This is a genomic window from Mesorhizobium sp. M0227, from assembly GCF_040321855.1.
Taxonomy (GTDB): domain Bacteria; phylum Pseudomonadota; class Alphaproteobacteria; order Rhizobiales; family Rhizobiaceae; genus Mesorhizobium.
On the sequence record NZ_JAMYSJ010000011.1, the window covers coordinates 110,815 to 136,604 of the forward strand.

Sequence of the window (25,790 nt, forward strand, 5' to 3'; positions counted from 1 at the left end):
TTCACACTGGACGCGGTCACCGCTGGTTCGGTGATGTTTCTGACGTGACTTGAAGTAAACTTCATGATGATGACCAATGCTGAAGCTGACTTCGTTGTCAACGAGAAATGCCGAAGTCACGCTTCAAGTATGAGCGACTCTTTAAAGCAGGCTATAGGTGCGCGACTTCAGGCTGCGCGGCGCGGGGCGAAGCTGAGCCAGGAAGTGTTGGCTGACCGTGTTGGGCGCACCCCTGAGAGCATTTCCAATATCGAACGCGGCAAACAGCTACCCAGCATTGAGACGCTTGCCGAGTTAGCGCGCATCCTCAAGATGCCATTGATGGACTTTTTTGATGGTCTGGAAAAGACACGCCCGCTTTCGCGCGAGCGGGCGGAACTTGAGGCCGAGCTCCTCGAGACGGCGCGCCAACTGACACCTCGGCTTATCAAAGTTGCGGTGGAGCAGGTCAAGGCGCTGAGGCAGTTGGGCTGACGTTGACAACGGGCCTGGTGCCAGCGCCCGATGTTCTACACGGGATTTTGGGTAGCAAGGGTTGGGGGAATCTTTGGCGCGTGGCTGCGGTTGGCGTTGACACCCAATTTATCGGCGCTGTCGATGTCATTAGCGTCACGCGCAAGATCGTAAGGGCGACGCTGATCGCAATCATACTTTAGACTGCGGGCGGGCTCGTTGTCGTCCAAAGCCCGGCGCCCGCTAAGGGGAAGCCCTCCAGACGGGGGAGAACCCACCTCAACAAATATGTGTCATCTGCAGCTGCCGATAGAGAATGCAAGTCGGCATGCAAGCTCAGTCTATTTGCCCACGCTCCAGGCGGCATGGGGTCGACCGGCAGGCACTCAAAATTATCGATACATACATCGGCTACTTGGGCTTCTCCTCGGGCTTTTCATGGCCAACAGAATTGCCTCCAAGGTACGGCTCGATATCCGAAGCTTGACGATTCTATCCCACATCCACCTCATGTCCGCACCCTCAGCGCCTGCTCCAGCCTGTCGGCAATCTGTGTGACGATATAGGCAATCACCATATAGATCACGACGGCAATCACGAAGGCTTCGAGGTAGTAGTAGTTCAGCGCGGCGGTCAACTGGGACTGGGCGAAGATATCGACAACCTCGATGGCGAATCCGAGAGAAAGGGCCTTCATGATGACCATCATCGAAGTCGTCAGGTCAGGAATTGCCGTGAGGGCCACCTGGGGAAATAGGATACGTCGGAACAGTTGGCCGCCCGTATAGCCCAGCGAATGGGCTGCGTCCGACTGACCGGTGTCGAATGCATTCAGGGCTCCCTTGATAATCTCCGATTGGAACGCGGCGACACAGCCGGTAATCGCAACTACAAGGATGACCCAATTGGGGGTTTCGTGGGCGTTGAAGTTGATACCAAGCAATGAGAACAGGAACTGGAATGCGGGCGGCAGACCGAAATAGGCGAGGAAAATAACGATGACCATCGGAACGCCCTTGAAGACGATCTTGTAAGTCATGATGAGCTCTCGCAGCACCGGTACCCGTCTGTATTCGATAAGTGCGAATATGCTGCCGACTATCGTCGACAGGACGAAAATCATGAGCGCCATTCCAATCGTCACGGGTACGGCACTCAGAATTTCCTGCGTGTCCTGGAGCAAAATATCGGTATCAAACATGGTTGAATACCCTTACGTCAGACGCTCGCGAGGAGCTGGTTCTTGATCGGGGTTGTTGGCGTCGCCTCAGGCGCTTGCATCGGTGATCGAAGCTCGAAGAAGCGCACGATGAGCCATGCGACCAGGCACATCAGCGAATAGATGACCGCCAGGACGAGATAGGTTTCGAACTGGAATTGGTTGTAGTCTCGCTCCATGATCAGATGCGCAGTCGCCATGATGTCGGCCGCCCCGATGTACATGACCAGCGCAACGTTATGGATCAGGTAGATGACGGAGTTCCCATAGCCCGGCAAAGCGAAGTGCACCGCTTGCGGGCCGACGACGCGAGTAATTTTCTGTCGGAACGTATATCCAAGGCTGTCGGCCGCATCGTGCTGGCCGCGATCGACGGCCAGGTATGCAGGCCGCATGACTTCCGACAGATAGCCGCCGTGGTAGAGGCTCAACCCCACCATGGCAGCCATCGTCGCCGAAATAAAATCTTTGGCGCCGAACAGGATCACCAACAGCGGAAGCCCATAAAACGCGACGAACAACTGCAGTACGACAGGAACGCTCCGGGCATAGGACACGTAGAGGTCCACCAGGTGACTGATGACTGGCACCCTGCGGACCCGGAGGGTTGTCGCGATGAGAGCCAGGCAGAACCCGGAAATGAGGGCTGTAAACGTGATGGCGAGCGTCAGCGGCAGTGCCGAGAGCAACTCGGGAATCATAGCAGATACATCCACTTTGAACGCTCCTTCTTGCAATTCAGCCTTGCCGCTGACTAGCGAATATGGTCGCCGACGGCCGTGCTATTTCATGTACTGGACGATGCCCTCGCCGAACCACTTCTGCGAGAGCTTTTCGATCGTGCCGTCGTCTTTCAATTCCTTGAGAACCTTGTTCACATCGTCGGCCAGAACCTTGTTCTCGTCAGATCGGTGGATCAGCATGTAGGTGTTGTTGCTGAACACTGGCTCGGACGCCACGATATCGAGTTTCTTTTGCTCGATGACGGTCTGCTCACCGAGATTCGACGGCAGGACGAGAGCGTCGAACTTGCCGTTCTGAACTTCGTCCAGCCGGTTCGGGTAGGGGATACCGGCACTCGATGCCGTGACATCGAGCTTGTATTCCGGGTTTTCTTTCTGCCAATTCATGATGAACTTGTAGGTTCCACCGCCGGCCGTGGTCGGAACGATCCTCTTGCCGACCAGGTCTTTCATTTCCTTAATGCCGCTGTCTTTCTTGCTGTAAATCTTCATCAGGCTGGCGCCCATGGGATTTTCCGGAATGAGGAACTGCTTGGAGCGTTCGGGCGACTTGTAGTAGCCACCGACCGCGATGTCGTACTTGCCCGTGGCGAGGCCGGTTTCCTGGGCAATGTCGGAGACGCCTTCCATTTCGAACTTATACTGCGGCAGCTTTGCGTTGATCGCCTTCAGAAGATCGGGCTCATAGCCTTGCGGCTCGACGCCGATCGCGCCCCATGCCAGCGGCTTGGATTCGGCAGAGGTGGCGATCTTGATCGTCCGAACGGTCTGGCCATGGCTGATCCCCGCTGTTGCAAGGGCAATTGCGATGCCGCCAGCGATGGCCAGGGCATAGCGGCGAGAAAAACTGGATGTGATTGCAGACATTTCTTAGGTTCCCTTCTTGTTGAGCTATTGAAAAGCGAGTTCCGACTGCAGGAATTGGGCAAGTCGCGGGCTGGAAGGTGCATCGAAGATTTCAGCCGGGCTGCCATCGGCGGCAACCACGCCACGATCCATGAAGACAATCCGGTTGGAGATGTTCTTTGCGAATTGCATCTCGTGGGTCACAAGCAGCGAAGTGATCCCTGACGAGGTGACATCCTTGATCACCTTTAGAACTTCACCGACGAGCTCGGGATCCAGCGATGACGTAGGCTCATCGAAGAGTATCACGTCGGGGCGAACCGCCAGGGCGCGCGCGATGCCGGTGCGCTGGAGCTGGCCGCCCGACAGTTGGGAGGGATAGCTATCTCGCTTCGGGGTGAGGCCGACCCGCTCGAGCTCCCGCAAGGCGATCTCCCGCGCCTCATCTGCGGACTTGCGCTGCACGATCACCAGGGGATCCATCACGTTCTGCAGGACCGTCATGTTCTTGAAGACGTTGAATTGCTGAAAGACCATCGCCGTTCGCAACCGGATCGCCTGGACAGCGGTCTTGTCGGCACGCTGGTAATCCATCCGAATCTGATCGAACGCGATGGTTCCTGAGGACGGCTTGGCAAGGTAGTTGATGCATTTCAGCAACGTGGTCTTGCCGGTGCCGCTGGGGCCGATGATCGACACCACGTCACCCCGCTTTACCGAGAGATTGACGCCGTTCAGAACCTGCGTGCTTCCGTAGGACAGCTTTATATCTTTGAGTTCAAGCATTCTGGTTGGTGCCCTTCACAGTGTGGGACGGAGTGCCTTGACCGCATGCGACATCATCACCCGCTCTCCGCATGGCCGAGAACGTGCATCAGCCGGTTTGCCCAGCCGAAGATCGATATGGCGTGGATCAGATCGATGATCTCGCGGTCATCCATGCCAACTGATCGAAGCGCGGCGATGTCGTCTGCCGTCGCTTCCGACGGCGCCGCCGACAGGCGGCGGGCAAAGCTGTAGATTGCCGCATCGCGTTGGCCGAGCGCTTCAGGTTTGTCGAGATAAAGTGCGGTGACCACTTGGTCGCTCTTGGTCAACTCCGCATGCCGGCGGGCGTGGACAACGGCACAGAATTTGCAGCCATTGACGATCGAGGCCCCCAATGCGCCAAGTTCGCGGTCGGGACGGGCGAGCCCGCCTTCGACATACATGATTGCGTTGAACAGAACCGTGCGGGCAAGATAGCTCTCTGGGTCATGCGCAAGGGTGCGCACATATTCCGAAACTTTCTTGGCCGAAGGCGTAACCTTCATCGCTTCAAGCTGTTCCGGCGTGGCTTCGGATAGCTTGACCGGCGCGATGTATGGCTGCCAGTTCAGCGGCTTCAGGCGCACCGAGGAAATCATGCCGACCTCATCAATCGCAAGCCGGTCGCTACCCGCGTCTGGAAGTTGACGAAGGCAATCAGTTCGGAGAGCGCGACGATCTGAGGATTGCTCAATCCGGCCTGGGCGAGCAGGGCGATGTCGCTCGCCTCGGCCTTTTTTGGCGTCACCGTGACCAGGTCGGCGTGCCGGGCGATAGTCGCCAATGGTTCTTCCAGAGCCGTCTCGCCCTGGGCTACAGCCAGAAGCTGCTCTGTAGGATCAAGCTGATCCAGCTGAACATCATATTCGGCCACCAGGACCGGATCGGCATTCAGGGCGGCCATGCGACGGGCAAGAGCAACACGCAAATTCGGCGCCAGCCCCTGATCGTTTGCCGGGTGCAGCACCGAGAGGCGACATTCCTCGGCCCCTCGCACGAATTCGGGCCGAAACCGCCGTGCAGCGAAAAGGGCATCGTCCGGTGAAAGACCCGCTGCCTTGTCCATTGCGTCAATCACAGCGCGGCCTCCTTGTGCAACAAGGGTGTTGAATCGACCCACTCGTCGCCCAGAAGTTCGGGCGTGTCGTAGGCGATCAGATTGGCGAAGTGGGTTTCGACATCCTCGGCAAACAGCGATGCGGCAATGCCGCGCACAAGACGGTCGGCACCGGCGCTGACGGCCGGGATGTCGCCGGAGACCTTGCCGTGCGTTAGCATGGCGGCGTCGTTGAAGCAGTGGATATGTGCAAGCATCGGGCAGGAGCCGGGGACGCGTTCGCGAAACTCGAAGGCAGGACCGAGATCCGGCGCGTCCGACATGCCTGCACGACCCGGCCCCATATCCGGCCTATATCGGCCATCCGACCAGGTGCGGATATGTGGGGCGATCGCCGCGAATTCCGGGCGGCCGTTGAAGTCATTTGAAAAACCGGTTGCCGCGATCAGGAAGTCGTAGCGCATCAGCCCTTGTGTGGTTTCGATCAGCAGGCCCTCCGGATCTTCCCTTACCGCAACGATGCCGCAGTCGAGAAAGAACCGGGCATTCGCGTGGCGAGACACGCGAAGCGTGGATGAACGCGGCGGCGGCGTCTGGGTGGAGGCGGTGTAGTCGAAGAACTTCCACTTCCAGGCATCGGGCAATTCATGCATGCCGAGTACGACACCCGGGCTGCCGATGCCGGTCAGCTTGTTGATGCGCGGCATCTCCTTGCGCCGGATCAACATGTCGACAGAACCGGCGCCCGCCTCGAGTGCGGTCGCAGCATTGTCCATGGAAGAGGCACCGGCGCCGATAACTGCCACACGCTTGCCTTTCAGCGCATCGAAATCGATGTCGTCGGCAGAATGGGCCCAATAGGCGCGATCGATCCCGTTGAGGAAATCGGGTACGGCAATACCGCCCAGACCGGAGCGACCGGTGGCCAGAACCAGACGACGGGTGAGAACCCGGCCGGATTCCGCGCCTTCGATATCGATCGCAATCAGATCACCAACGGGTTCGACGGCGGTCATGCGCACGCTGTTGCGCAATGGCAGAGCCAGGACCTTGCGGTACCAGACCAGGTAATCCATCCACTGGCCCTTGGGGATTTTGTCCAGCGACCGCCAGGCCTCAACGCCCCATTGCGCCGTGAACCAGGCGCGGAACGTCAATTGCGGCAGGCCGAGCGACGGACCGTGCAGGGTTTTCGGCGACCGGAGCGTTTGCATGCGGGCAAACGTTACCCACGGCCCTTCGAGCCCTGCCGGAGCCGCGTCATAGGCGACGACATTGGTTATCCCCGTCAGCACCAGCTTTGCCGTGGCAGCAAGTCCACACATGCCGGCGCCGATCACCACGACGTCACGGACAGGGACACCATCGTGCGAACGTGCCGGGACCCATGGCCTGGCAGGCAGTTCGAGGAAGTCGAGATCCTGCGCCAGCTGTGCCTCGAGCGCGGCAAGACTTGTCAAAATTGGCGCGGTGGGGGAATGCTTCATATCCCCGTTCCGTGATTTGTGGCGGATGCAGGATCGGTCACCAGTTGGCCGGCCAAGGCCGGATCGAGTTTCTTGAAGCCGACTATCGATCGTTCAGCCACCGCTTCGACCGCCTCCATCAACGCCTGTGCGACTGGACGAAGGGGACGTTTTTCGGCAGCCACAACCCCCCAATAAAAGAGAACGGTCGCGTCAATCGGGCGGATGGCGACCCCTGGCAAGGCCACGCCATAGGCGGTGAGGGGATCAATGACAGCGGCAACGCCGGTCCGGCGCACAAGCTGCAACGCGCCATAGGCAGTATTCGTCCGGATCACTGGCCCGGTGTCGATACCCCTGGCGGCCAATGCCTTGGAGACGTGCAGTTGGAAACGCAGCGGGTTGAGCAAGGTAGCGACGCGACGGCCGGCAAAGGCCGAAAGCGGTATGACGTCGAGTTCTGCCAGCGGATCGTCCTCCCGCACAGCAGCAACATCGGGCGCCGAATAGAGCCGCAGGACATCCAGGCCGGGTGTATCGAGCGGCAGGCTTGAAAAGCCGATCTCGGCACGACCGCTGCGCACTTCCTGGGCCACGATGGAGGGAAGAAACTGTCCGAGATGTGTCTCGTGCGGAAGCTCGATACCCTTGAGCTCGGCCATGGCCGTCGGGATCAGGCCAGTGCCGATCGCGGAGGTTGTGACAATCTGCAGGATCCGACCCCGGCCGGCGGCGATCATCTTGGCCCGCGCCGCGAGTTCGGTGAAGGACATCAGCAGTCGCCGCGCTTCTTCTTCAAATGCGACACCCTCTTCAGATAGCTGCACCCGTCGACCGACCCGGTGCAGCAATTCGAAGCCAAGTTCGCCCTCAAGATCCTGAATGGTGCGTGTCACCGCAGGTTGGGAACGCCCGAGCATGTCAGCCGCCTTGGTAATGCTGCCGCTGGCAGCCACCGCAAGGAAGGTCTGAAGGTCCCGAGTTTCCATATTCTCCCTACATGTGAAATACGTATGATTGACATCGTCTCATTCATTTTTGATATATGTCAAGCGGAAACTAATGTTCTCAGCGGCGCTTGCCGGCTCAGAGCCGGAGCCCTTGATCGAAACGGCTGGGGGCAACCGAGGTGACTCCAATTCGAAACCTCGTGATGAAAAAACTTGTAGGCCGGGACTACAAGGATTCTCGAACCATAAAGCCTGCAACAGGAGGAATGTTATGCGCGTGAGTATTCTGGGCGCCGGAGCAATTGCCTATGGCCTTGCGGCCTATTTGGCACAATCGGGACACTCGCCAACACTTTGGTCACCGTCGGGACACCGCACCAGAACGTTGGCTACTGGCGAATTGTTGAAGGCGACGGGGGATATCGAGGCGACGGTGCCGGTGCGCATTGCCAAGGATTGCAGAGATGCTATCGAGCACGCGGACGTGGTGGTGATCGCGCTTCCGGCTTACGGCCACAAGATGGTGATGGACGCCGCCGTCCCTCATCTGGCAGATGGAATTCCGGTCATCATCAGTTCGCATAGTTCGTTCGGGGCTCTGTATCTCTGGAAGCGGTTGGCCGAGCGCAAGGTCAGGTTGCCGATCGTCGTTTGGGGCACAACGCTACTGACTGGCCGCCAGCTCGGATCAACCGAAGTCAATGTCACTTCCATTCGCCAGAAGCTTGATGTTGCGACGCTGCCTTTCGATGCGCTCGACCAAGGGTACGAGCTTTGCACGGCCTTGTTCGGCAATCGTTTCGTCAAGCGGGATGGTCTGCTGGCGATTGCGCTCAGCAACCTCAATCCGCAGAACCATCTGGGAATTGCCCTTCTCAATCTCACACGCATGGAAAAGGCCGAGCAGTGGAGCCAAGGGGGAAATGTCACTCCTGCCGTTGGTCGCTTGATCGAGGCTCTGGATGCCGAACGGTTGGCCATCGCTGCCCATTTCGGTATCGCGGTTCGTACGGTCCAGGAACATTTTTCATTGTCGTTTCATGTGCCCATGAGCACTGTTTCGGACATGAACCAGGAGATGGATCGTCTAGGCCGCGGCGGGTTTGGCCCGACAACCATCCAGAGCCGCTATATTCTCGAGGATGTTCCGTTCGGCCTGCTACCGACTGCCGTTCTGGGGAAGATCAGCGGAAATCCGGCGACACTCCATGAATCCGGAATTTCCATCTTGTCGGCGGCTTATGGCCGGGATCTCAAGGGAGATAATGATATTCTTCCTGCGCTCGGCATCGAGGAAATGACAAAGGCGGATCTTGAAACCCTTTGCCGCAAAGGGTTATAACAGCTTCCAGTGCGCTGTAGCCCAGCTGCAGTGAATATTCTCCCAGCCCGGCATCGGCAGGGTCCTTGGCCGCAGGCAGCGTCTCTGCACGATCAGGAAGGATGATTGAAGCGACGAGCGCGTTGCGCGATCAGGGCGCTATCCATCGGTGTTGGGTGGCATAGGCCTCATTGCCAACCATTGCTCATGCGACATCGTTGGCAGGTCAAACTGGTGGCGGGTGGTCGAATAACCGTGTCCACCCATTCTGCCGACGGCGTCTAGCGCGAGTTGATCGATATAGAAACGCTCCTGGTCAACAAGATCCTCACGAATGTGCATCCGCATAACTTGACCAAGGACAATCTCGCGCGACTTACCCAGGCCAAGCGTCAAATGTCGGCGGCATTCGAAGGCTATAGGCGCTTCGAAAATGTAGGGGCATTGGACCGTCTCACCGGGCACAGGCGTCAGTCCGGCCTCGGCCAGTTCGTCAATGTGGGAAGGAAATGGGACGGCACAGACGTTCATGGCGTCAACCAGCGCATGGTCCACGATGTTGACTGTGAATTCCTCAGTCAGTCGGATGTTGAGCGTCGTATCTTTGAAGGACATGTCATTATGGTTCTCCACACCCAGGGCTAGGATTGGAGGATCGGCCGAGAGGCAATTGAAGAAGCTGTAGGGCGCAGCATTGACAGTCCCGTCGGGGTGTCGTGTGGTCACCAGAGCGATTGGCCGAGGCACCACTGCCCCGATCAGCAGCTTGTAGCGTTCGCGTGCCGAGATGCGGGCGAAGTCGATGCTCACGCGGCTCCGCTGCCCCACCGGCTCGGGCTGGGGGTTGAGCATTATATCCTCCTGAATTTTGCCAAGCTGCTTGAGAGTTGGTCACCCTGCCTGAGCGTATGTACTCAGGATGGAGCGAACGTCGGGCTCAGTTTGATCGCTGATTTGCGCCCGAGCCTCGAGTGCCTCGAGATGGTGTTCCATCGCATGCATGGCGCGCTCGGGATTGTGTTGGCGCAGCGCCTGAATGATTTCGACGTGTTCGTCGACGCCGCACTGATCGGAGTGCGGACGGCTGTACAAGGCTAGGATCAGCGAACAGCGCGATACAATCTCGCTGACATAACGGGTCAGCGGCTTCGATCCCGTGAGTTCGGCCAGCAGAATGTGGAATTCGCCCGCCAGCCGTATCGATAATGGTCCGCTCGTGTTTACTGCGTCCCTTTCAAGTTTGACGTGGCCCTCAAGTGCCGCAAATTGAGCGGGTGTGATCTTTCGCGAAAGCCGGTCCACTACCTCGCGCTCCAGGCAGCGTCGTAGGGAAAATATATCTAACGCTTCCTCGAGCGTCGGTTCGGCGACGCAGGCTCCGCGATTATTCCTCACCTCCACCAGGCCTTCGGCACTCAGTCGGACAAGCGCGTTTCGTACGCTGGTCCGGCTAACGCCGAACTGCTCGCCGATGGCGTCTTCGGGCAATTTCATACCGGGGCGAAGCGCCTGCTCAATGATGGCGCGACGCAGCGACAAGTAGACGTTTTCGGCTCGACTCGATTTGGTCATCGCATCCCCCTAAGCTCCCGCAACTTATCGATCAAGATATATTTTTGTCAATATGGGATACGATTTATCTTGAAATAGGTATACAATTATGCGGTAGTTACGTACACGACCTGCAGGCGGCCGTCGCCGTGCCGCAGACGATAGGCTGCCTCTGGGAGGAGCGCACCGCATGACAACCAATTTGTTGATTAGAAATGTGCGCCCGATGGCTGGCTCCAATGTGGATATTCTTATTGAGAATGGCCGCATTACCCGCGTCGAGCCGGAGCTTTCACCTTTGGGCGGGCTGGTGGAGGACGGCGGAGGTCGCATCGTCGTTCCGGGCTTGGTCGAAGCGCACACCCACCTCGACAAATCGATGATCGGAATGGCGTGGTATCGCAATGAAGTCGGCCCTCGCTTGATAGACAAGATCGAGACCGAGCGTGAAGCCAAGATCCGCTTGGGTATCGATCCGGTCCGCCAGTCGCGTCGACAGGCGCTTGCCTCAGTGGCGCAAGGCACCACCCATATCCGTAGCCACGTCGATATCGACACCGTGCACGGCCTTGCCGGTGTAGAGGGCGTCATGCGCACTCGTGACGAGCTACGAGACCTCGTCGATATTGAGATCGTCGCCTTTCCTCAAGGCGGTATGATGATCCGGCCTGGCACTGTCGAACTTATGCGACGGGCGTTGGAAATGGGCGCCGAGGTGGTCGGCGGGCTGGACCCTGCTGGGGTTGATCGCGATCCCAAAGGGCACCTCGATGCAATTTTCGACCTCGCTCAACGCTTTGGCCGGCCCATAGATATACATTTGCACGAAGCGGGAGAGCTTGGCGCCTTTTCGCTCGAACTCATCATCGAACGCACCCGTGCACTCGGCATGCAGGGAAGGGTGGCAGTCAGCCATGCCTTCTGTCTCGGCATGCACGATGCCGATTATGTCGGCCGACTAATCGACGAGTTGGCGGAGCTTTCGATCCATATTCTTACCACCGGGCCGGCATCGCAGCCGTCGCCTCCGGTCGCCAAATTGCGATCTGCTGGAGTGGTCGTCGGCGCCGGAAATGACGGCATCCGTGACATCTGGGGACCTTACGGCAGTGGTGACATGCTGGAACGCGCGATGTTTGTCGGCTTGCGCAACAATTTTCGCCGCGACGATGAACTCGAATGGGCCCTCGACGTCTGCACGCGCGGCGGTGCCGGAGTTCTTGCGCTGGAAAGGTACGGCCTGATGCCCGGCTGCTGGGGGGACATGGTTTTGGTGGAAGGCGAGACACTCGCCGATGCCGTCGTGTCCCACCGGCCGCGCGCGTTGGTCGTCAAGCGCGGCAAGGTCGTCGCGCGAGGCGGGGTTGCGGTGCAGACCTCACCTGCGCAAATGAGCACAAAAACTTATTAGAAGGGATACGATGTCTAAATTAAATTGTATACAATAATGTGATATGTCTATACAAAAAAGGCCCCAGTGCCTTTCGAGGCAACTAGGCCCCAGGGAACAATAAGCAACGAGAGGAGCAATCATGTCATTCAACAGGCGTACATTTCTGCAGATCGGATCAGGGGCGTTAGGACTCGCAATAACCGATGCTACCTTCACCAAATTTGCCTTTGCCGAGGGGGCGGCGGGCACATTGCGAGTGGCGATCGCCAAACCCGCGGGCAATCTTGATCCGCAGAGCCACTACGCGATCTGGGCCATTCAGGACCTGATGTTCGAGCCGCTGGTGCGGTACGGCAAGGGCGGCCAGATCGAGCCTTGCCTTGCGACCGACTGGAAGATCGAAGAGGGGGGCAAGACGTTGCATCTTACGTTGCGCCAGGGGGTAACGTTCCAGGACGGCGCAGTGTTCGATGCAGCTAGCTGCAAGTGGAATCTGGAGCGTTGGCTAGGACTCGATCAGTTCAGCTGGATGAACTGCTCCAAGTATTTTCAATCGTTGGAAGTGATCGATGAGCACCAGATAGCCGTTCATTTCAAAGAACCGCCGCTGGCGCTCATGCAGGAGCTTTCCTACACACGGCCGCCGAGGTTCCTTAGCCCCAAATCGGTCGATGCGAATGGCAAATTTGTCGAACCCGTCGGCACCGGTCCTTGGCGTCAACTTAGCGCTGACGATACACAAAGTGTTTTCGAGCGCTACGACGGCTACTGGGGCGACAAGCCGACTTATCAGCGTCTCGAAGCCAAGGTCATCCCTGATCCGCGCGCGCGGGTTGCCGCCCTGCGCGCTGGCGAGATCGATCTCGTCGGCGGGTTTTGGATCGCGCCGCTTACCCCCGTTGAGGCAAAGCAGCTCGAGGCCGCAGGGCTCAACGTGGTCATCGATCCCGGCAACGTCACACTGGTGATGGCTTTCAATCCCGATCGCACCGAAGCGCTCAAGGATCCGCAAGTGCGCAAGGCCGTCAGCATAGGGATCGATCGCGCGGCGATTTCCCAGGCGCTCTACCAAGGCTTTGCCCGACCGGCGGGCAACCTGTTCTCCGATGCATTGCCATTTGCTGGCACCCAGCATGATGCCCCAGTTCGCGACGTTGCGGCCGCATCAGCGCTCCTGGAGAAGGCGGGTTGGACGGGTGGTCCCGTGCGTTCCAAGGACGGCACGCCACTGACGCTTGAGATTGTCGTCAGTCCCGACGCCGTTCCCGGCTCTCGCGTCGTGGCCGAAGTCATACAATCCGAGATGAAGGAAATCGGCATCAATTTGATCGTCCGCTCTGTCGACCACGCTTCTAAGCACACCGACATGCTCGAACGGAAATACGATCTCGGCTTCTTCCTGACCTACGGGGCTCCTTACGATCCGTTCGGCACGGTGGTGGCCTTGTGCCTCTCGACCTTCAAAAACGATGTCGAGGGCAAGCTGTTCACCGATCCGGCCAACCTGGACCCGCTGATCAACGCTGCGACAGCGGCAACCGGGGATCAGATCGCGCCATCGATCCAAAAGGTTTACGACTGGCTGCGTGACAACGACGCGATAGCGCCGTTGGTTTACGTTCCCAGCATCTGGGCGCACTCCAAGCGGGTCCAGGGCTTCACCAGCCCGGTCACCGAATACGATATGCCATACGAAAATATCGTGCTGGCCGAGTAGAGGGAGGGCGCGTTGATCCACTTCATCAGCAAGAGGCTGAGGCACTCCCTCGTACTGCTGTTCATGGCGTCTCTGGTTTGCTTTACCCTGGTTGTTTCGGCTCCGGGAAATGTCGCTGTTCTCATCGCTGAACTCAGAGGAGCAGTTGCAACCCCGGGTTACGTCGAAAAGGTTGCCGAAGAGATCGGACTGCATAAGCCCCTGCTGATGCGCTACGCGGGTTGGCTCGGCGATGCAGTCCGAGGAGATTTTGGCATCTCCTACAGAACGGGCCAGGAAGTCAGTGCGGACTTGCCAAAGCGCATGTTGGTCACCGGTACCCTGATCGTTGGCAGCGCCGTGGTTGCGACCCTGCTCGGCCTGGCTCTCGGATTCCTGGGTGCCTTCTGGCCCTACAGACTGCCGGACCGCGTTTCGCGCGGTTTGGCTCTTCTCGGCGCATCGACACCGACATTCTTCGTCGGGGCGCTGATGATCTATGGTTTCTCTGTCACCTTTCAGCTCTTTCCATCCTTCGGCTTCGGCGGTCCGGAAAGTTGGGTGCTGCCATGGGTCACTGTCGCGGTGCTGCCCGCCGCCGTGCTCAGCCGTGTCGTTCGTGTGGGACTGGAAGAGGCCATGGCCAGCCCCTTCGTGTTGACGGCCAAAAGCAAAGGTCTGGGACGGACCGCCATCCTGTTCCGGGACGCGCTGCCAAACATCATACCTGTGTTCATCAACGCACTGGGAACCCAGGTCGGCCTGATGACCGCAACTGCTATCATCGTTGAACCGCTGTTCGCCTGGCAGGGCGTGGGCGACTACTTTCTCCAAGGCGTGAAGTTTCGGGACTTCATGGTCGTGCAGGCCTGCCTGTTGATCTTCCTCGCCTTCTTCATCGTGGTGAATCTGATCGTCGATCTCGCAGTTCTGATGACCGATCCACGTGTCCGGCGCCAATGGAGCTGACCATGAATAGATTAAAGCCTGCATTCGCCCGGTTGAACAAGTTGCCCCGCGTGGCCTTGATCGTGATCGGCCTCTTCCTCGCCCTGGGCAGCTTCGCGCCATGGCTCGCTCCACAAGATCCCAGCGCACAGAACTTACTGGAGACCGGCCTGGGACCAACTGCCGCACATTGGCTCGGCACCGACCATCTCGGGCGCGATACGCTCAGCCGCCTGATCATTGCGGCGAATACGTCGTTGGTCAGCGTTGGCTCGGTCCTCATCATTGCAATGACGGTCGGTGTCGCCATGGGGACCATCGCTGGCTACCACCGCGGTTGGGTAGACGACCTGCTGATGCGCATCGTCGACGTCGGACTGTCCATCCCAAGCCTGATCACTGCCCTTGCCGTGATCGGGATCGTCGGGCCGGGCTACTGGACCATGGTACTGGCTCTGTCATTGGCATGGTGGCCGATGAGCGGTCGTATCAGCCGGGCCGTGGCGGTCAGCATCATGAGCAAGCCGCATATCGAAGCCCTGCGTGTGCTGGGCGCCAGCCCATGGCGCATTTACTTCGGCCATTTGCTCCCCGGCACCATCGGCGCGGTCATGGTCTATGCGACGGCGGATGCCGGGACAGCCGCTTTGGCTGTCGCAACACTCAGCTTCCTTGGTCTGGGCATTCAGCCGCCCACGCCGGAATGGGGACAGATGCTTGTTGATGCTTTGCCGTATCTCGAGTCGGATCCGCGACAGGTTATCCTGCCCGGCCTGGCCCTGACCGCTGCGGTGATCGGCTTCAACATCCTCGGCGAATCCATAGCACTTAATCGCATTCCCAAGCCGCTTTCGAGGCGGACGCTTGCCTTGCGCAGAATTGAGGTCGCCGGCTGGGCCAAGGAGAATTCGGATGCATGACGAACCCCTTTTGAACGTCAGCAATCTGACGGTCGATCTCCTGACCGCGAAGGCCGCGGTACGCCCCGTCGATGGCGTCAGCTACACCGTCCGGCAAGGAGAATGCCTTGCCATCGTCGGGGAAAGCGGCAGCGGCAAGACTGTAATGAACTTCGCGCCGCTCGGTCTGATGCCGACCGGCGTGACGACGAACTTGTCGGGATCGGTGCGCTTCGATGGGCGTGAATTGATCGGCCTGCCGGAATCCGAGATCCGTAAGGTACGAGGCAAGTCGATCGGATTCATTTTCCAGGATCCGATGAGCGCGCTGAACCCCGTCCGCCGTGTTGGAAGGCAGATCGCCGAGATGGCGGAGCTCCATCTCAAGATGACCCCACGCGCTGCGGAGGAGCGGGCGTTGGAACTCATCAAGCTGGTCGGCATCTCGGATCCAGCAGCGCGACTTCGTCAATTCCCCCACGAACTGTCGGGTGGTCTCAGGCAACGCATCGTAATTGCCATTGCGCTGGCCGGCGAGCCAAAACTTCTGATCGCGGACGAGCCTACGACCGCTCTCGATGTGACGGTCCAGGCTCAAATCCTGCGCCTGCTCAAGGACCTGCAGCGGCGGCTCAACATGGCCATGGTGCTGATTACCCACGATATGGGGGTAGTCGCCGGAGCGGCCGACAACATCGTTGTCATGTATGCGGCTCGGGCCGCCGAACGAGGTCCCGTGGACAAGGTCCTCGTTACCCCACGCCATCCGTACACGAGAGGGCTGATCAACGCGATCCCACGGCGGGAAGACCCGATCGGTTCGGAGTTTCGCGGTCTTCCCGGGATACCGCCAACGCTGGGCGCGCCATTCAAAGGCTGTGCCTTTGCCCCGCGCTGCGAGCTCGCAATTCCCGCATGCACCGCAAGCCGCCCTCCACTTGCGCGGTCGGTCGACAGCGCTGTTGTCGTGGCCTGCGCGGTTGTCAACCAAAGGAAGGCAGCAGCATGACGCACGGTCCTGTTCTGAAAGTCGAAAACCTGCAGACGCGCTTCAAAAGCGTTCAGCGAGGCAAGTTCATCCATGCCGTCGACGACGTCTCGATCGAGCTCTATCCGGGCGAGATCGTCGGTCTGGTAGGCGAGTCCGGTTGCGGAAAGTCGACGCTGGGCCGCACCATTGTGGGTCTCGAAAAGGCAAGCGCGGGACGAGTCCTGCTTGATGGAGTGGACCTCACCACACTCTCCGGTGCAGCACTGCGCGAAAGCCGCAGGGCGCTCCAATACGTGTTTCAGGATCCATATTCGTCCCTGAACGACAGACAGACGGTCGGTGAGACGATCGATGAAGCGTTGCTGATCAGCGGGTTGAAATCACAATCCGACCGCAACCATCGTACCAAGGCGCTCCTGGATCAGGTCGGACTGGCGGACGCTTTGAAGGATCGGCACACGCGGGAACTGTCCGGAGGGCAGCGCCAGCGCGTTGCGATTGCCCGATCCCTCGCCGTGAATCCAAGAGTGCTGATCTGCGATGAACCAGTTAGCGCACTGGATTTGTCCATCCGAGCCCAAGTGATGAACCTTTTCCTGCACCTGCAGAAAGATTTTGGGGTGGCGTGCCTGTTCATTGCCCACGACCTTGCGTTGGTCAGGCAGGCTGCATCGCGCGTCTACGTGATGTACCTCGGCAAGATCGTGGAGCACGGGCCATCGCAGGAACTCTACGATCACCCAGGCCATCCCTATTCGCAGATGTTGCTGGCCTCGACACCGGAGGTGGATCCGATCGCCGAAAAGCAGCGCAGGGTTCCGGTCATGATCGGGGAGGTGCCGAGCCCTACGAATCCACCATCCGGCTGCAGGTTCCGGACTCGCTGCCCCTTGGTGGTCGAAGAATGCAAACAACAGATGCCACCGGCCTTGAAGCTATCTCCTGGGCACAGTTCGGCTTGCGTGTTTGCCAAGGATCTCCATCGCGGCAAACGTTCGGCGCTGATTTCGCCAACAGCCAATGCGGCATGACACGTTGACACAGCCTAGCGGCGCACCAATTCACCACGCCGCCGCCTACCTCGACACGAATGCTCACGGGACGGTGGTGCGCCAAACAGTGAGGTCGTGGCAATGAACAGCGCGTCACTCCGGCGCCAAACGGCGCCGGATAAAATTGACGTATCGTTCACATCATCCGTTTGATGTCGGTGTAGGCACCGTTCGTCTTCAGCGTCACGGTGACGTCGGCATCGGTGCGGTTACGCCAGAACCAACCGTGATTGCCGTCAAACGCTGCCTCAAGTACGCCCTCGTCCTCTGCAGCCCCGCGGCCCTTCTCGTATGAAATGTTTTCGCCGCCGCCGTCACCATGGGTGTCGAAGTTCACCGCCGCGCCATTGGCCGTCCAAGAGTATTGTGCCTGTGCGCCCTTGGCCATGACGAGCTTGATCTCAGCTCCTTCGCCGGGCTTCAGGGTGACCGACATTTCGTCTGTCCGGAGTTCCTGGGCAGAGGCGGAACCCATCACCAGTTCAGCGAAGACGCGCTCCAGAAGACTCGACTGCTGATCTCGGGCTGGCACGGCGATCGGAGTGCCGTTTTGCAGTTCGCGAAGGCGGTCATGCTCGGCCTCTTCGGCCAGTTGTGTCTTGATCTCGCCCATCTCGGTGAGCTCGAGCGCTCGCCCAACGCCGGTGGGATCGATGGCGTATTCGGCCGGCAGCACGATGGTCACAAGGATGGCAGCTGCCGCGAGAATTGCGATGACGGTAGAGCGAAGGAGTTGCATGGATGTCGGCAGCTCGGCGCGGGTCGGGATGTCGGTATTGTACATAGGAGAATTCCTTTTTTGGGATCTTTACTTGGAGGCTCAGGAGACGACCCAGCCGGTGAGCTGATAGCCGATCAGCACAAACCCGGCGGTCATCATGATGGTGTTGGCGGTGTATGCGTGGCGCCAGAAACTGTCGGTCCGGCGCCAGTAGCCCATGACAATAAGGATGGCAGCGAGCGCCAAAAGCTGGCCAATCTCAACGCCGACGTTGAAGGCAAGAAGATTTGGCACTAGCCCGTCGGGCGAGATGTTGTATTCGATGATCTTCGTCGACAGGCCGAAGCCGTGGAAAAAGCCGAAGATCAGCGTCGCGATCCTGGTGTTCGGCTGGAAACCGAGCCACCTCTGGAAAGCGCCCATATTGTCGAGCGCCTTGTAGACGACCGACAGGCCGATGATCGCGTCGATGATGTAGCTGTTGATGCCCACCTTGAAATAGACGCCAAGCAGCATGGTCGTGGAATGGCCGAGCGCGAACAGGCTCACATAGATGCCAATGTGCTTCATCCGGTAGAGGAAGAAGATCACGCCGAACAGGAACAGGATGTGGTCGTATCCCGTCACCATGTGCTTGGCGCCGAGATAGATGAAGGGCAGCAGATTGATGCCCGTGATCTCCTGGATATAGCCCTTGTCGCCTTCGGCAACGGCATGGGCGAGGGCAACCGCCCCAAGCAATGGAAGGGTCAGGAGAGCAATGAGCATAGGAAGGGCCAACCGCCAGCGCGCGCAAGGCGTGCGTGGCGGACCCTCGTAGAAGGATCCTTGCATGAGAATTCCAATCGTCGTCGTTGAGGATGGCCGCGCGTGCGGCCGCGATCATGCGATGACGATCTGCCTGGGAGGGCGCTCAAGCCGGAAACGGATTTTGAGGTCGGCAAACGAAGGCGGGTAAACCAGCCAGCTCCGGCCTATCGGCGGTGCTGGCTGCGCGAAGCCCGGAAGCGTGCTCGCCGTCTCATGGGTGTGGTCGGCCGGATTGTGGCCGTGGGTATGACCAAAGCTCTGCTCATCGGCTTCGCCATCGTCATGGCTGTGGCCGTGTTTTTCGATCTGTGCTGCCAGCTCTGCGTGACGCGCTGCCTCGGCGGCAGCGAGCGCCATCGGGCTATGCGAGGCCGAACCACCCATTGGGGAGACCAGCACGCCGAGAGTCATCGCGAAAGCGACGATGAGACGAAAGGCTATGCTATGGATCCAATTCGGCATGCTTAACGATTATTCTCTAAAATCCTAACGAATGGTTGCGTGCACCAGAATCGAGGCCACTTTGAGGCTTGGAATATCCTCTCTGGGGGGATAGCATCAAGGTATGAATGAGCGTCCCCACGTCCACGAAACCCATCCTGCCATCATCAAGCGGCTGAAGCGCGCCGACGGCCATCTGCGCGGGATCGTCGAGATGATCGAGGCCGGTCGACCGTGCCTCGACATCGCCCAGCAACTTCATGCCGTGGAGAGGGCCATCGCCCAGGCCAAGAAGACGCTGATCCAAGACCACCTCAACCACTGCCTTGAGGACGTCGTCGGACCGCTGGCGCTCGAGCAGCGCCGCTCGATCGACGAGTTCAAGGATATCACCAAATACCTGTGAGAAGCGCCATGATGGACAAAGTTCGCGATTGGTTCGGATTCGGCCCGATGACGCACGGCATGGGCGGCCACGGACATGATCACGGCGAGGGCGGCCATGGTCACACCCATGGCGTCATCGACCCGACGATCGCCACGACGACGCGCGGCATCTGGGCGATCAAATGGTCATTCGTCGTTCTGGCCATCACGGCGGCGCTTCAGCTCGTGGTCGTGTTCCTCTCCGGCAGCGTGGCACTGCTGGCCGACACGATCCACAATGTCGGCGACGCGGTCACCGCTATCCCATTGTGGGTCGCCTTCATGCTGGCCCGTCGCAAACCGAGCGAGACGTTCACCTACGGGCTGGGCCGCGTCGAGGATCTGGCCGGCATTCTGATTGTCCTCATCATCCTGTTCAGCGCCATCGTTGCCGGCTACGAGGCGATCGACAGGTTGATCAATCCGCAGCCGATCGCATTTCTTGGCTGGGTCGCCATAGCCGGCATCATAGGTTTCTTAGGCAACGAGGCCGTCGCTGTGTTCCGTATCCGTGTCGGCCGCGAGATCAACAGCGCGGCGCTGATCGCGGATGGTTACCATGCCCGCACCGACGGCTTTACCAGTCTGGCGGTCGTGCTTGGCGCTATTGGCGTGTGGCTAGACTTTCCGCTTGCCGATCCGATCATCGGACTGTTGATCACGCTGGCGATCTTCGCCATCGTATGGCAGTCGTCGAAAGCCGTGTTGACCCGCATGCTCGATGGCGTCGAGCCTGGCATCGTCGATGAAATCCATCATGCCGCCAAGCATGTATCCGGCATCGAGCGTGTCCAAAGCGTGCAGGCGCGCTGGATCGGCCACCGCCTGCATGCCGACGTGGCCATCAGTGTTCCGGAGATGGCGACGGCCAACGACGTGCTGGGTGTAACTGAAGCCCTCAAACAGGAGCTGTTCGCCCACTTGCCGGCGTTGGCCGAAGCCAACGTTCGCTTGGTGAGCCCGGCCGTCACTGGCGCGGAAACCTCTCATGCTCACCATCATGCGCCGGAGCCCTTCAAGGTCGCCTGTGATCTGGCTGAAGGGACATTGGAAATCGTCGATACACCGGCTGGCGAGCGGATGCGTCTGACGATCGACCGGCATGCCGACGATTTGACGGCGACGGTGATCATCGACCGGCCAGAGGGGCCGGAGACGTTGCACCTCGATCCTGTCGCCGACAATCATCATCGCCTTGAGAGCACAGTCACCCCTGCCGAGCCGCATGAATTCGAGGCAAGACTGGTCCTGAAGGCCAAGGATCGCGAACAGGTGCTACCGTTCAAGATGGTCGAACCCGAAGGTCACCATCATTAGGTCGACAGACAGATACGCTGTTCAATGACCGATCTCGCAGCCTACGCTGGTCTTTTCCTGGCAGCCTTCATCGCCGCGACGATCTTGCCGATGCAATCGGAAGCGGTGCTGATCGGGCTCTTGCTTGCGGATTATTCGCCCTGGTTGCTAGTCGGAGTCGCGAGCGTCGGCAACGTGCTTGGGTCGGTGATTAACTGGTTGCTCGGCCGAGGCATTGAGCGCTTTCGGGACCGGCGGTGGTTTCCGGCGAACCAAACGCAACTAAACCGCGCACAAGTGTGGTATCGCCGTTACGGGAAGTGGTCGCTTCTGCTGAGTTGGCTGCCAATTGTCGGTGATCCGCTGACCGTCGTCGCGGGCGTCCTGCGCGAGCCTTTTCGGGTTTTCCTCTTGCTGGTCACTGCGGCCAAGGTCGGCCGTTATCTTGTTCTTGCCGCCATGACGCTGAGCGTGATTTGATCTTGAGCGGCCCACCTTAACCGCATGTCCCATTTCGGCCTGCTTGCAATGCCAGACGTGCTGCCTGACCGGAAACGATGAAGTGCGAGTGAAAATGCGACTGACGGGCATGGTATCAGGCGTCGCGCTGTTGCTCGCTTCCGCCGCGGCGGCGAGTGCCCATCCCCATGTCTTTGCCGAAGCGAAGCTGGACATGACCGTCGGTCAAGACCGCACGGTCAAATCACTTCGGCATCTCTGGCGTTTCGACGACCTCTTTTCCAGCACTGTGCTGATGGAATTCGACAAGAATTCCGACCTTGTTCTTGATACAAAAGAACTCGATGAGGTTGCTCTCACCGTCCATGCGTCGCTGGCCGGGTACAACTACTTTCAGATGGTGACCTTGAACGGCAAGGACGTGACGATGGCGCCGCCACCGAAGTTCAGCGTCAGCTTTGAGAATGATCAGCTCGTTGTCCAGTTCGAAACGCAGCCGAAGGACCCGTTGGCTCTTGCTGGAAAAGTCAGCATCGGCGTATATGACCCGACCTTCTACACGGCGATCGATTTTACCGACGACGACAAGATTGCTGTGGCTGGCCTGCCTGTAGGCTGCTCACGCGCGGTCGTCCGTCCAGATCCGGACACGGCCATCGCACAGAACCAGAAAAGCCTGACAGACGCGTTCTTCAGTGACCCAACAGGGACCGATCTCGGCAAGATTTTCGCGACACGCCTCGAATTGACCTGCGGCTGACCCGGAGCCGGTTCGATGGCCATGTTCCAGACGCTGGTCGACTTCCAACGCACGATCTACCTGGCGCTGGCCGAGCAGATCAAACTGCTTTCGGCCGGCGGCGATTGGCTGGCCTTCACGGCCTTTCTGCCGATGGGCGTGTTATTCGGTGCAGCGCATGCGCTGACGCCGGGTCACAGCAAAGCCCTACTGGCCACGTATTTGGCCGGTTCGGACGCAAAGGTTTCGCGCGGTCTTCGGGTATCACTGACACTTTCCTTCACGCATGTGACGATTGCCGTGCTGATCGCGGCGCTCTCGCTACCGTTGGTGTCTATTGCCCTGGGCAGTGTTGGCCGCGCGCCGCTACTAGAAGACGTCAGTCGCGGGCTGCTTGGACTCATAGGCGTCTGGATGCTCTGGCGCGCATTGAGCCACGGCCATCACCACAAGCATGAGGGCGAGGCCGTCGGCGTCATGGCCGGCTTGATCCCATGCCCGCTGACGCTTTTCGTGATGACCTTCGCAATATCCAGAGGCGTTCCGCTCGCCGGTATCCTGTTTGCAATCACCATGATGGCCGGCGTGGCGCTGACGCTGTCTTGCGTTGCGGTGTTGTCGATCCTGTTTCGGGAGCGCCTAGTGCATTTCTTCGACAGCCGGCCACGCCTGTTCGATGCCATTTCGCGGACGATCGAAGGCGCTGCCGGAATTGTTCTAGCCGGCGTAGCGGTCTGGCAAATCACTTCTTCCTAACGCTGTCCAAAGCCAGAGTCCCCGCGTCGGGGCAGCAGCTCCGCGTGATAATTCTGAGCCCAATGCGGTTGCGCAATAGCGCCAAATACGCTTCACAGATCCCGCCAGTCAGATCCAGCAGAGGATATCATGCCGGCGGACGATGGTAGTCTACGCGACATTCTTGGAATTCTGTTGGTTCTAGTACTCGTTGGCGCAAATGGCTTCTTTGTCGCTGCGGAATTTGCGTTGATGGCGGTCAGGCGGAGCCGAGTCGACGAACTTGCTACCGCTGGACGCTTGAATGCCGGGCTGCTTCAAAGAGCCTTGGCGAATCTCGATGCCAATCTTGCCGCGACCCAGCTGGGTATCACCATTTCGTCGCTGGCGCTTGGCTGGGTTGGCGAACCTGCACTCGCCCATCTGATCGAGCCACTGCTGGTCGGAGCGATGGGGTCTCTTGCCACCGCCGGATCCCATATAATCGCCGTAGCAATTGCTTTTATTATCATCACTGCTCTCCACATCGTTCTGGGCGAGTTGGCGCCGAAAAGCCTGGCGCTTCAGCGTAGCGAGGGCACGGCACTCTGGGTGGTGCGGCCGCTAGGCCTGTTCCTGTTCCTGCTCAGGCCGGCGATCCTCGCTTTGGTGTTGCGTCTCTGAGGATTGCGGCTAGGGACGGGCGAGGAGTCCCTGCATTCGCTTAGAGCTGAAGCTGCTTGTCGCGGCGAGCCAGGAGGCAGGGCTGCTTCACCAGACCCAGCAGGAGCTCGTCGAGCGCGTCTTCAACATTGGCGATCGGCGCATCGCCGATATCATGACGCCGCGGCGCGATATCGACTGGATCGGCGTGTCGTCCGCAAACAGCCCGGAAGGTAAAGACCTGTTTCGCAAGGCACAGCTCACCTCGAACCTGCAACTCAATTGGGCCGACGGGATGCAGGGCGCTGGCCCACCGTCTGAGCAGGTCGTTTGCAATGCGTTGCTAGCCCCACAGGGTCTTTGGCGGTGGCGGATCACCCTCAGGATTACCAAATCGTCTGGGTCGGGAAAGAGATTTTGCTCGCGCAGGTTCGAAGTCAGCACATCAAGTTGGTTCTGCGCTTCGATGTGAGCCAGCCGCTGTTTGGCCCATTCGATCAATAGCCGCGGCCGGGAACGGGTATCTGATAGCGAGCACAAGTCTTCGCCAGCCCTCGTCCGATATGTCGAACCGCTCAGCAAGCGTGACGATAGGGGTCGACCAAACGAGGTCATACAATTCTTGGCGGGTGAAGGTGTGCGGCATTTTTGGCTTGGGGACGGATTCGGTGGGTGAGACAACCCAGTCGCTAGGCCGCTCAAAGTCAAGCAAGCGATGCGCATTTCCCGCGCCTGACGCACGTGGCGTTTCCCTGTTGGACTACTTTCATTTCCCTGTTAGGGCGAATAGGGAATTCCTGGACAACGCGTTGAAACTACTGTGAGATTTCAGGCCGGAATTGGCTCGGCCGCTCAAAATCGCCAGAAATTCGCTGTTTTTCGGGCTCTAATAGGGAAAATCAGACAGAGACTGGTTCGCCAATGACTGCCTGCACCACCATAACCATTGATTTCATTGATAAAAATATGCCTCGGTCCAAAACGTTTTGGACCCATTGTGGGCCCCAAAAAAAGGGCCGCTGATATGGCCACGCTGCGCATGGTCGGTTGATTTCACTTACTTGACGACGCGCAGGGCCGCTCGCTGCTTCATCGCATCGCGTTTGGCCTCGCGCTCATTGATGGCGCGGGCTATGTCGACAGCCATTCGCTTCTTGTTGGCCTCTCGGACATATTCGTCCGTCACCGTCATGGAAGAATGCCCCATCGCCTCCATGATAGCGCGCGCTTGGATGTTGCATTCGGCGAGATACGTGCCGAAGGTACGGCGTAGCCCGTGCAGAGTGTAGCCCTCCGGAATGCCGGCCTGCTTGTGCCAATGTGCCATCATGCCGGTGAGACTCTTTTCCGCGAATGGGTGCCCATAGGCATTCTTCAGCACCGTGCCGCCTTTCGAACGATCAAGCGGCGCCAATAAACATCTCGCGCCCGCCGTGATGGTTGCGGTTTTTCTTCTGCCGGAAATCGAAGGCCTCGATCACCTCTAGAGACCCGTCGAACAGTTCGATCTCCTCGAAAACCAAATCGTCCCATTCCAACGAGGCGATATCGCCTCGACGGTTGCCGAGCCAGAACGCGAGCGCGTAGCAGGTGCGGGGCGGGGAGCCAATCGGATGGCGCGCCTCGAACTTTTCCCGAATGGGGACCCGCCACGCGGGATTGGCGGTCGATTAGGAATCCGGACGTGGATCGACAGTGAGGATTCGTTCTGCGGTTTGATCCATTTCTCAATTTCGATCCCCACCCACAAGAGCTTCTTGATTGCGACCAGCAGGTGCTTGGCAACCGTCCTGTTGGCGGCAAAGACGCTTTCTATAATCGAACGCAGATGGTCGGCGTCGAGATGTTCGACGGGCGTATCGCGCCAAGTTAGCGGACAGGCAGGATCGACCTGCATCCGAAGGAAGCGTTCAATAAGACGGGCATTCTTCCGCTGCGTCGCTTCGTCAAAGTCCAGCCATTCCATCGTCGCTTCAAGCCGCCGCGCAGCATGACCGAATGTCTTTGGCAACGCCCGACCGGGTAGGTCGATAATAGCTGCCTTGAGGCTCTGGCCTTGCGTCGCCTTTTCGTAGGCAGCCTCGAATTCCGGATCGCCGGGCTGACCTGGGAGGCGGATTTCAGGCATT

At 59.1% G+C, this 25,790-nt stretch carries 28 protein-coding genes and 1 pseudogene; 14 read left to right on the forward strand and 15 right to left on the reverse strand.

Annotation, left to right across the window (positions count from 1 at the left end; translation table 11 throughout):
* Window positions 1–63: 63 nt before the first annotated feature.
* Window positions 64–474, forward strand: coding sequence for a helix-turn-helix domain-containing protein (locus NKJ00_RS17455; protein WP_352630569.1), 411 nt, complete (start codon window positions 64–66; stop codon window positions 472–474).
* A 487-nt stretch (window positions 475–961) separates the two neighbouring features.
* Here NKJ00_RS17455 and NKJ00_RS17460 read toward each other — a convergent pair whose 3' ends face one another.
* The 8 genes from NKJ00_RS17460 to NKJ00_RS17495 form a co-directional block, all read right to left on the reverse strand.
* Window positions 962–1,654, reverse strand: a complete 693-nt coding sequence (locus tag NKJ00_RS17460; protein ID WP_023809599.1) for an amino acid ABC transporter permease — start codon at window positions 1,652–1,654, stop codon at window positions 962–964.
* Between the two features lie 17 nt (window positions 1,655–1,671).
* Window positions 1,672–2,388 carry an amino acid ABC transporter permease gene (locus NKJ00_RS17465; RefSeq protein ID WP_352442493.1) on the reverse strand — a complete coding sequence of 239 codons (717 nt, stop codon included), beginning with the start codon at window positions 2,386–2,388 and terminating at the stop codon, window positions 1,672–1,674.
* A 66-nt stretch (window positions 2,389–2,454) separates the two neighbouring features.
* The gene (locus tag NKJ00_RS17470; protein ID WP_023809597.1) at window positions 2,455–3,282 is read right to left on the reverse strand and encodes a transporter substrate-binding domain-containing protein; all 828 of its coding nucleotides are present in this window, start codon (window positions 3,280–3,282) and stop codon (window positions 2,455–2,457) included.
* 24 nt (window positions 3,283–3,306) lie between these two features.
* Window positions 3,307–4,047, reverse strand: coding sequence for an amino acid ABC transporter ATP-binding protein (locus tag NKJ00_RS17475; RefSeq protein WP_023809596.1), 741 nt, complete (start codon window positions 4,045–4,047; stop codon window positions 3,307–3,309).
* Window positions 4,048–4,103: 56 nt separating this feature from the next.
* Entirely contained in the window at window positions 4,104–4,667 is a 564-nt protein-coding gene (locus tag NKJ00_RS17480; RefSeq protein WP_023809595.1) for a peroxidase-related enzyme, read from the reverse strand.
* Window positions 4,664–5,134 carry a CMD domain-containing protein gene (locus NKJ00_RS17485; RefSeq protein WP_206535270.1) on the reverse strand — a complete coding sequence of 157 codons (471 nt, stop codon included), beginning with the start codon at window positions 5,132–5,134 and terminating at the stop codon, window positions 4,664–4,666. Before NKJ00_RS17485 ends, NKJ00_RS17480 begins: the two co-directional genes overlap by 4 nt.
* 8 nt (window positions 5,135–5,142) lie before the next feature.
* Window positions 5,143–6,612: an NAD(P)-binding domain-containing protein gene (locus NKJ00_RS17490; protein WP_352442494.1), complete on the reverse strand. Its 1,470-nt coding sequence runs from the start codon at window positions 6,610–6,612 to the stop codon at window positions 5,143–5,145.
* Entirely contained in the window at window positions 6,609–7,580 is a 972-nt protein-coding gene (locus tag NKJ00_RS17495; protein WP_127291977.1) for a LysR family transcriptional regulator, read from the reverse strand. Before NKJ00_RS17495 ends, NKJ00_RS17490 begins: the two co-directional genes overlap by 4 nt.
* Window positions 7,581–7,812: 232 nt before the next feature.
* On the opposite strand from NKJ00_RS17495, the gene NKJ00_RS17500 reads away from it, so the two are divergent.
* Window positions 7,813–8,883, forward strand: a complete 1,071-nt coding sequence (locus NKJ00_RS17500; protein WP_127291980.1) for an NAD/NADP octopine/nopaline dehydrogenase family protein — start codon at window positions 7,813–7,815, stop codon at window positions 8,881–8,883.
* Window positions 8,884–9,021: 138 nt separating this feature from the next.
* On the opposite strand, the gene NKJ00_RS17505 is transcribed toward NKJ00_RS17500, so the two are convergent.
* A complete protein-coding gene (locus tag NKJ00_RS17505) occupies window positions 9,022–9,714 on the reverse strand; it encodes a flavin reductase family protein (RefSeq protein ID WP_127291983.1) in 693 nt (230 codons plus the stop codon).
* A gap of 39 nt (window positions 9,715–9,753) precedes the next feature.
* Window positions 9,754–10,434: a GntR family transcriptional regulator gene (locus NKJ00_RS17510; protein WP_352442495.1), complete on the reverse strand. Its 681-nt coding sequence runs from the start codon at window positions 10,432–10,434 to the stop codon at window positions 9,754–9,756.
* A gap of 169 nt (window positions 10,435–10,603) precedes the next feature.
* Here NKJ00_RS17510 and NKJ00_RS17515 point away from each other — a divergent pair, with 169 nt between their 5' ends.
* The 6 genes from NKJ00_RS17515 to NKJ00_RS17540 all read left to right on the forward strand — a co-directional run bounded on the left by NKJ00_RS17515 (window position 10,604) and on the right by NKJ00_RS17540 (window position 17,371).
* Complete coding sequence (locus NKJ00_RS17515) at window positions 10,604–11,824, forward strand: amidohydrolase family protein (protein WP_352442496.1); 1,221 nt, start codon at window positions 10,604–10,606, stop codon at window positions 11,822–11,824.
* A gap of 121 nt (window positions 11,825–11,945) precedes the next feature.
* Entirely contained in the window at window positions 11,946–13,523 is a 1,578-nt protein-coding gene (locus NKJ00_RS17520) for a nickel ABC transporter substrate-binding protein (protein ID WP_127291988.1), read from the forward strand.
* Window positions 13,524–13,535: 12 nt separating this feature from the next.
* Window positions 13,536–14,471, forward strand: a complete 936-nt coding sequence (locus NKJ00_RS17525) for an ABC transporter permease (protein WP_023809586.1) — start codon at window positions 13,536–13,538, stop codon at window positions 14,469–14,471.
* Window positions 14,462–15,370: an ABC transporter permease subunit gene (locus NKJ00_RS17530; protein ID WP_031212634.1), complete on the forward strand. Its 909-nt coding sequence runs from the start codon at window positions 14,462–14,464 to the stop codon at window positions 15,368–15,370. Before NKJ00_RS17525 ends, NKJ00_RS17530 begins: the two co-directional genes overlap by 10 nt.
* Complete coding sequence (locus NKJ00_RS17535) at window positions 15,363–16,358, forward strand: ABC transporter ATP-binding protein (protein ID WP_127291991.1); 996 nt, start codon at window positions 15,363–15,365, stop codon at window positions 16,356–16,358. The genes NKJ00_RS17530 and NKJ00_RS17535 overlap by 8 nt, the downstream gene beginning before the upstream one ends.
* Window positions 16,355–17,371, forward strand: coding sequence for an ABC transporter ATP-binding protein (locus NKJ00_RS17540; RefSeq protein ID WP_127291993.1), 1,017 nt, complete (start codon window positions 16,355–16,357; stop codon window positions 17,369–17,371). Before NKJ00_RS17535 ends, NKJ00_RS17540 begins: the two co-directional genes overlap by 4 nt.
* A 157-nt stretch (window positions 17,372–17,528) precedes the next feature.
* Here the strand turns inward: NKJ00_RS17540 and NKJ00_RS17545 are convergent, their stop codons facing one another.
* The 3 genes from NKJ00_RS17545 to NKJ00_RS17555 all read right to left on the reverse strand — a co-directional run bounded on the left by NKJ00_RS17545 (window position 17,529) and on the right by NKJ00_RS17555 (window position 19,385).
* Window positions 17,529–18,176 carry a transmembrane anchor protein gene (locus tag NKJ00_RS17545; protein ID WP_352442498.1) on the reverse strand — a complete coding sequence of 216 codons (648 nt, stop codon included), beginning with the start codon at window positions 18,174–18,176 and terminating at the stop codon, window positions 17,529–17,531.
* A gap of 36 nt (window positions 18,177–18,212) precedes the next feature.
* On the reverse strand, window positions 18,213–18,881 hold the full coding sequence (locus NKJ00_RS17550) for a HupE/UreJ family protein (RefSeq protein ID WP_245490340.1): 669 nt from the start codon (window positions 18,879–18,881) through the stop codon (window positions 18,213–18,215).
* Between the two features lie 114 nt (window positions 18,882–18,995).
* Window positions 18,996–19,385, reverse strand: a complete 390-nt coding sequence (locus NKJ00_RS17555) for a hypothetical protein (RefSeq protein ID WP_352630573.1) — start codon at window positions 19,383–19,385, stop codon at window positions 18,996–18,998.
* Window positions 19,386–19,488: 103 nt separating this feature from the next.
* Between NKJ00_RS17555 and NKJ00_RS17560 the strand changes: the two genes are divergently transcribed.
* The 6 genes and pseudogenes from NKJ00_RS17560 to NKJ00_RS17585 all read left to right on the forward strand — a co-directional run.
* Window positions 19,489–19,770 carry a metal-sensing transcriptional repressor gene (locus NKJ00_RS17560; RefSeq protein WP_127292000.1) on the forward strand — a complete coding sequence of 94 codons (282 nt, stop codon included), beginning with the start codon at window positions 19,489–19,491 and terminating at the stop codon, window positions 19,768–19,770.
* A gap of 8 nt (window positions 19,771–19,778) precedes the next feature.
* The gene (locus tag NKJ00_RS17565) at window positions 19,779–21,107 is read left to right on the forward strand and encodes a cation diffusion facilitator family transporter (protein ID WP_127292003.1); all 1,329 of its coding nucleotides are present in this window, start codon (window positions 19,779–19,781) and stop codon (window positions 21,105–21,107) included.
* Between the two features lie 24 nt (window positions 21,108–21,131).
* Entirely contained in the window at window positions 21,132–21,566 is a 435-nt protein-coding gene (locus tag NKJ00_RS17570; RefSeq protein ID WP_127292005.1) for a YqaA family protein, read from the forward strand.
* Window positions 21,567–21,660: 94 nt separating this feature from the next.
* A complete protein-coding gene (locus NKJ00_RS17575) occupies window positions 21,661–22,305 on the forward strand; it encodes a DUF1007 family protein (protein ID WP_502895378.1) in 645 nt (214 codons plus the stop codon).
* 21 nt (window positions 22,306–22,326) lie between these two features.
* Window positions 22,327–23,040 (forward strand): HoxN/HupN/NixA family nickel/cobalt transporter, encoded by a 714-nt coding sequence (locus NKJ00_RS17580; protein WP_023809575.1) that lies wholly within the window; start codon window positions 22,327–22,329, stop codon window positions 23,038–23,040.
* Between the two features lie 129 nt (window positions 23,041–23,169).
* A pseudogene (locus NKJ00_RS17585) lies at window positions 23,170–23,887 on the forward strand (CNNM domain-containing protein); the annotation flags it as partial.
* 831 nt (window positions 23,888–24,718) lie between these two features.
* On the opposite strand, the gene NKJ00_RS17590 reads toward NKJ00_RS17585, so the two are convergent.
* Both NKJ00_RS17590 and NKJ00_RS17595 read right to left on the reverse strand, forming a co-directional pair.
* Complete coding sequence (locus NKJ00_RS17590) at window positions 24,719–25,075, reverse strand: tyrosine-type recombinase/integrase (protein WP_023809574.1); 357 nt, start codon at window positions 25,073–25,075, stop codon at window positions 24,719–24,721.
* A 69-nt stretch (window positions 25,076–25,144) separates the two neighbouring features.
* Complete coding sequence (locus NKJ00_RS17595) at window positions 25,145–25,789, reverse strand: hypothetical protein (protein WP_352630575.1); 645 nt, start codon at window positions 25,787–25,789, stop codon at window positions 25,145–25,147.
* Window position 25,790 lies beyond the last annotated feature (1 nt).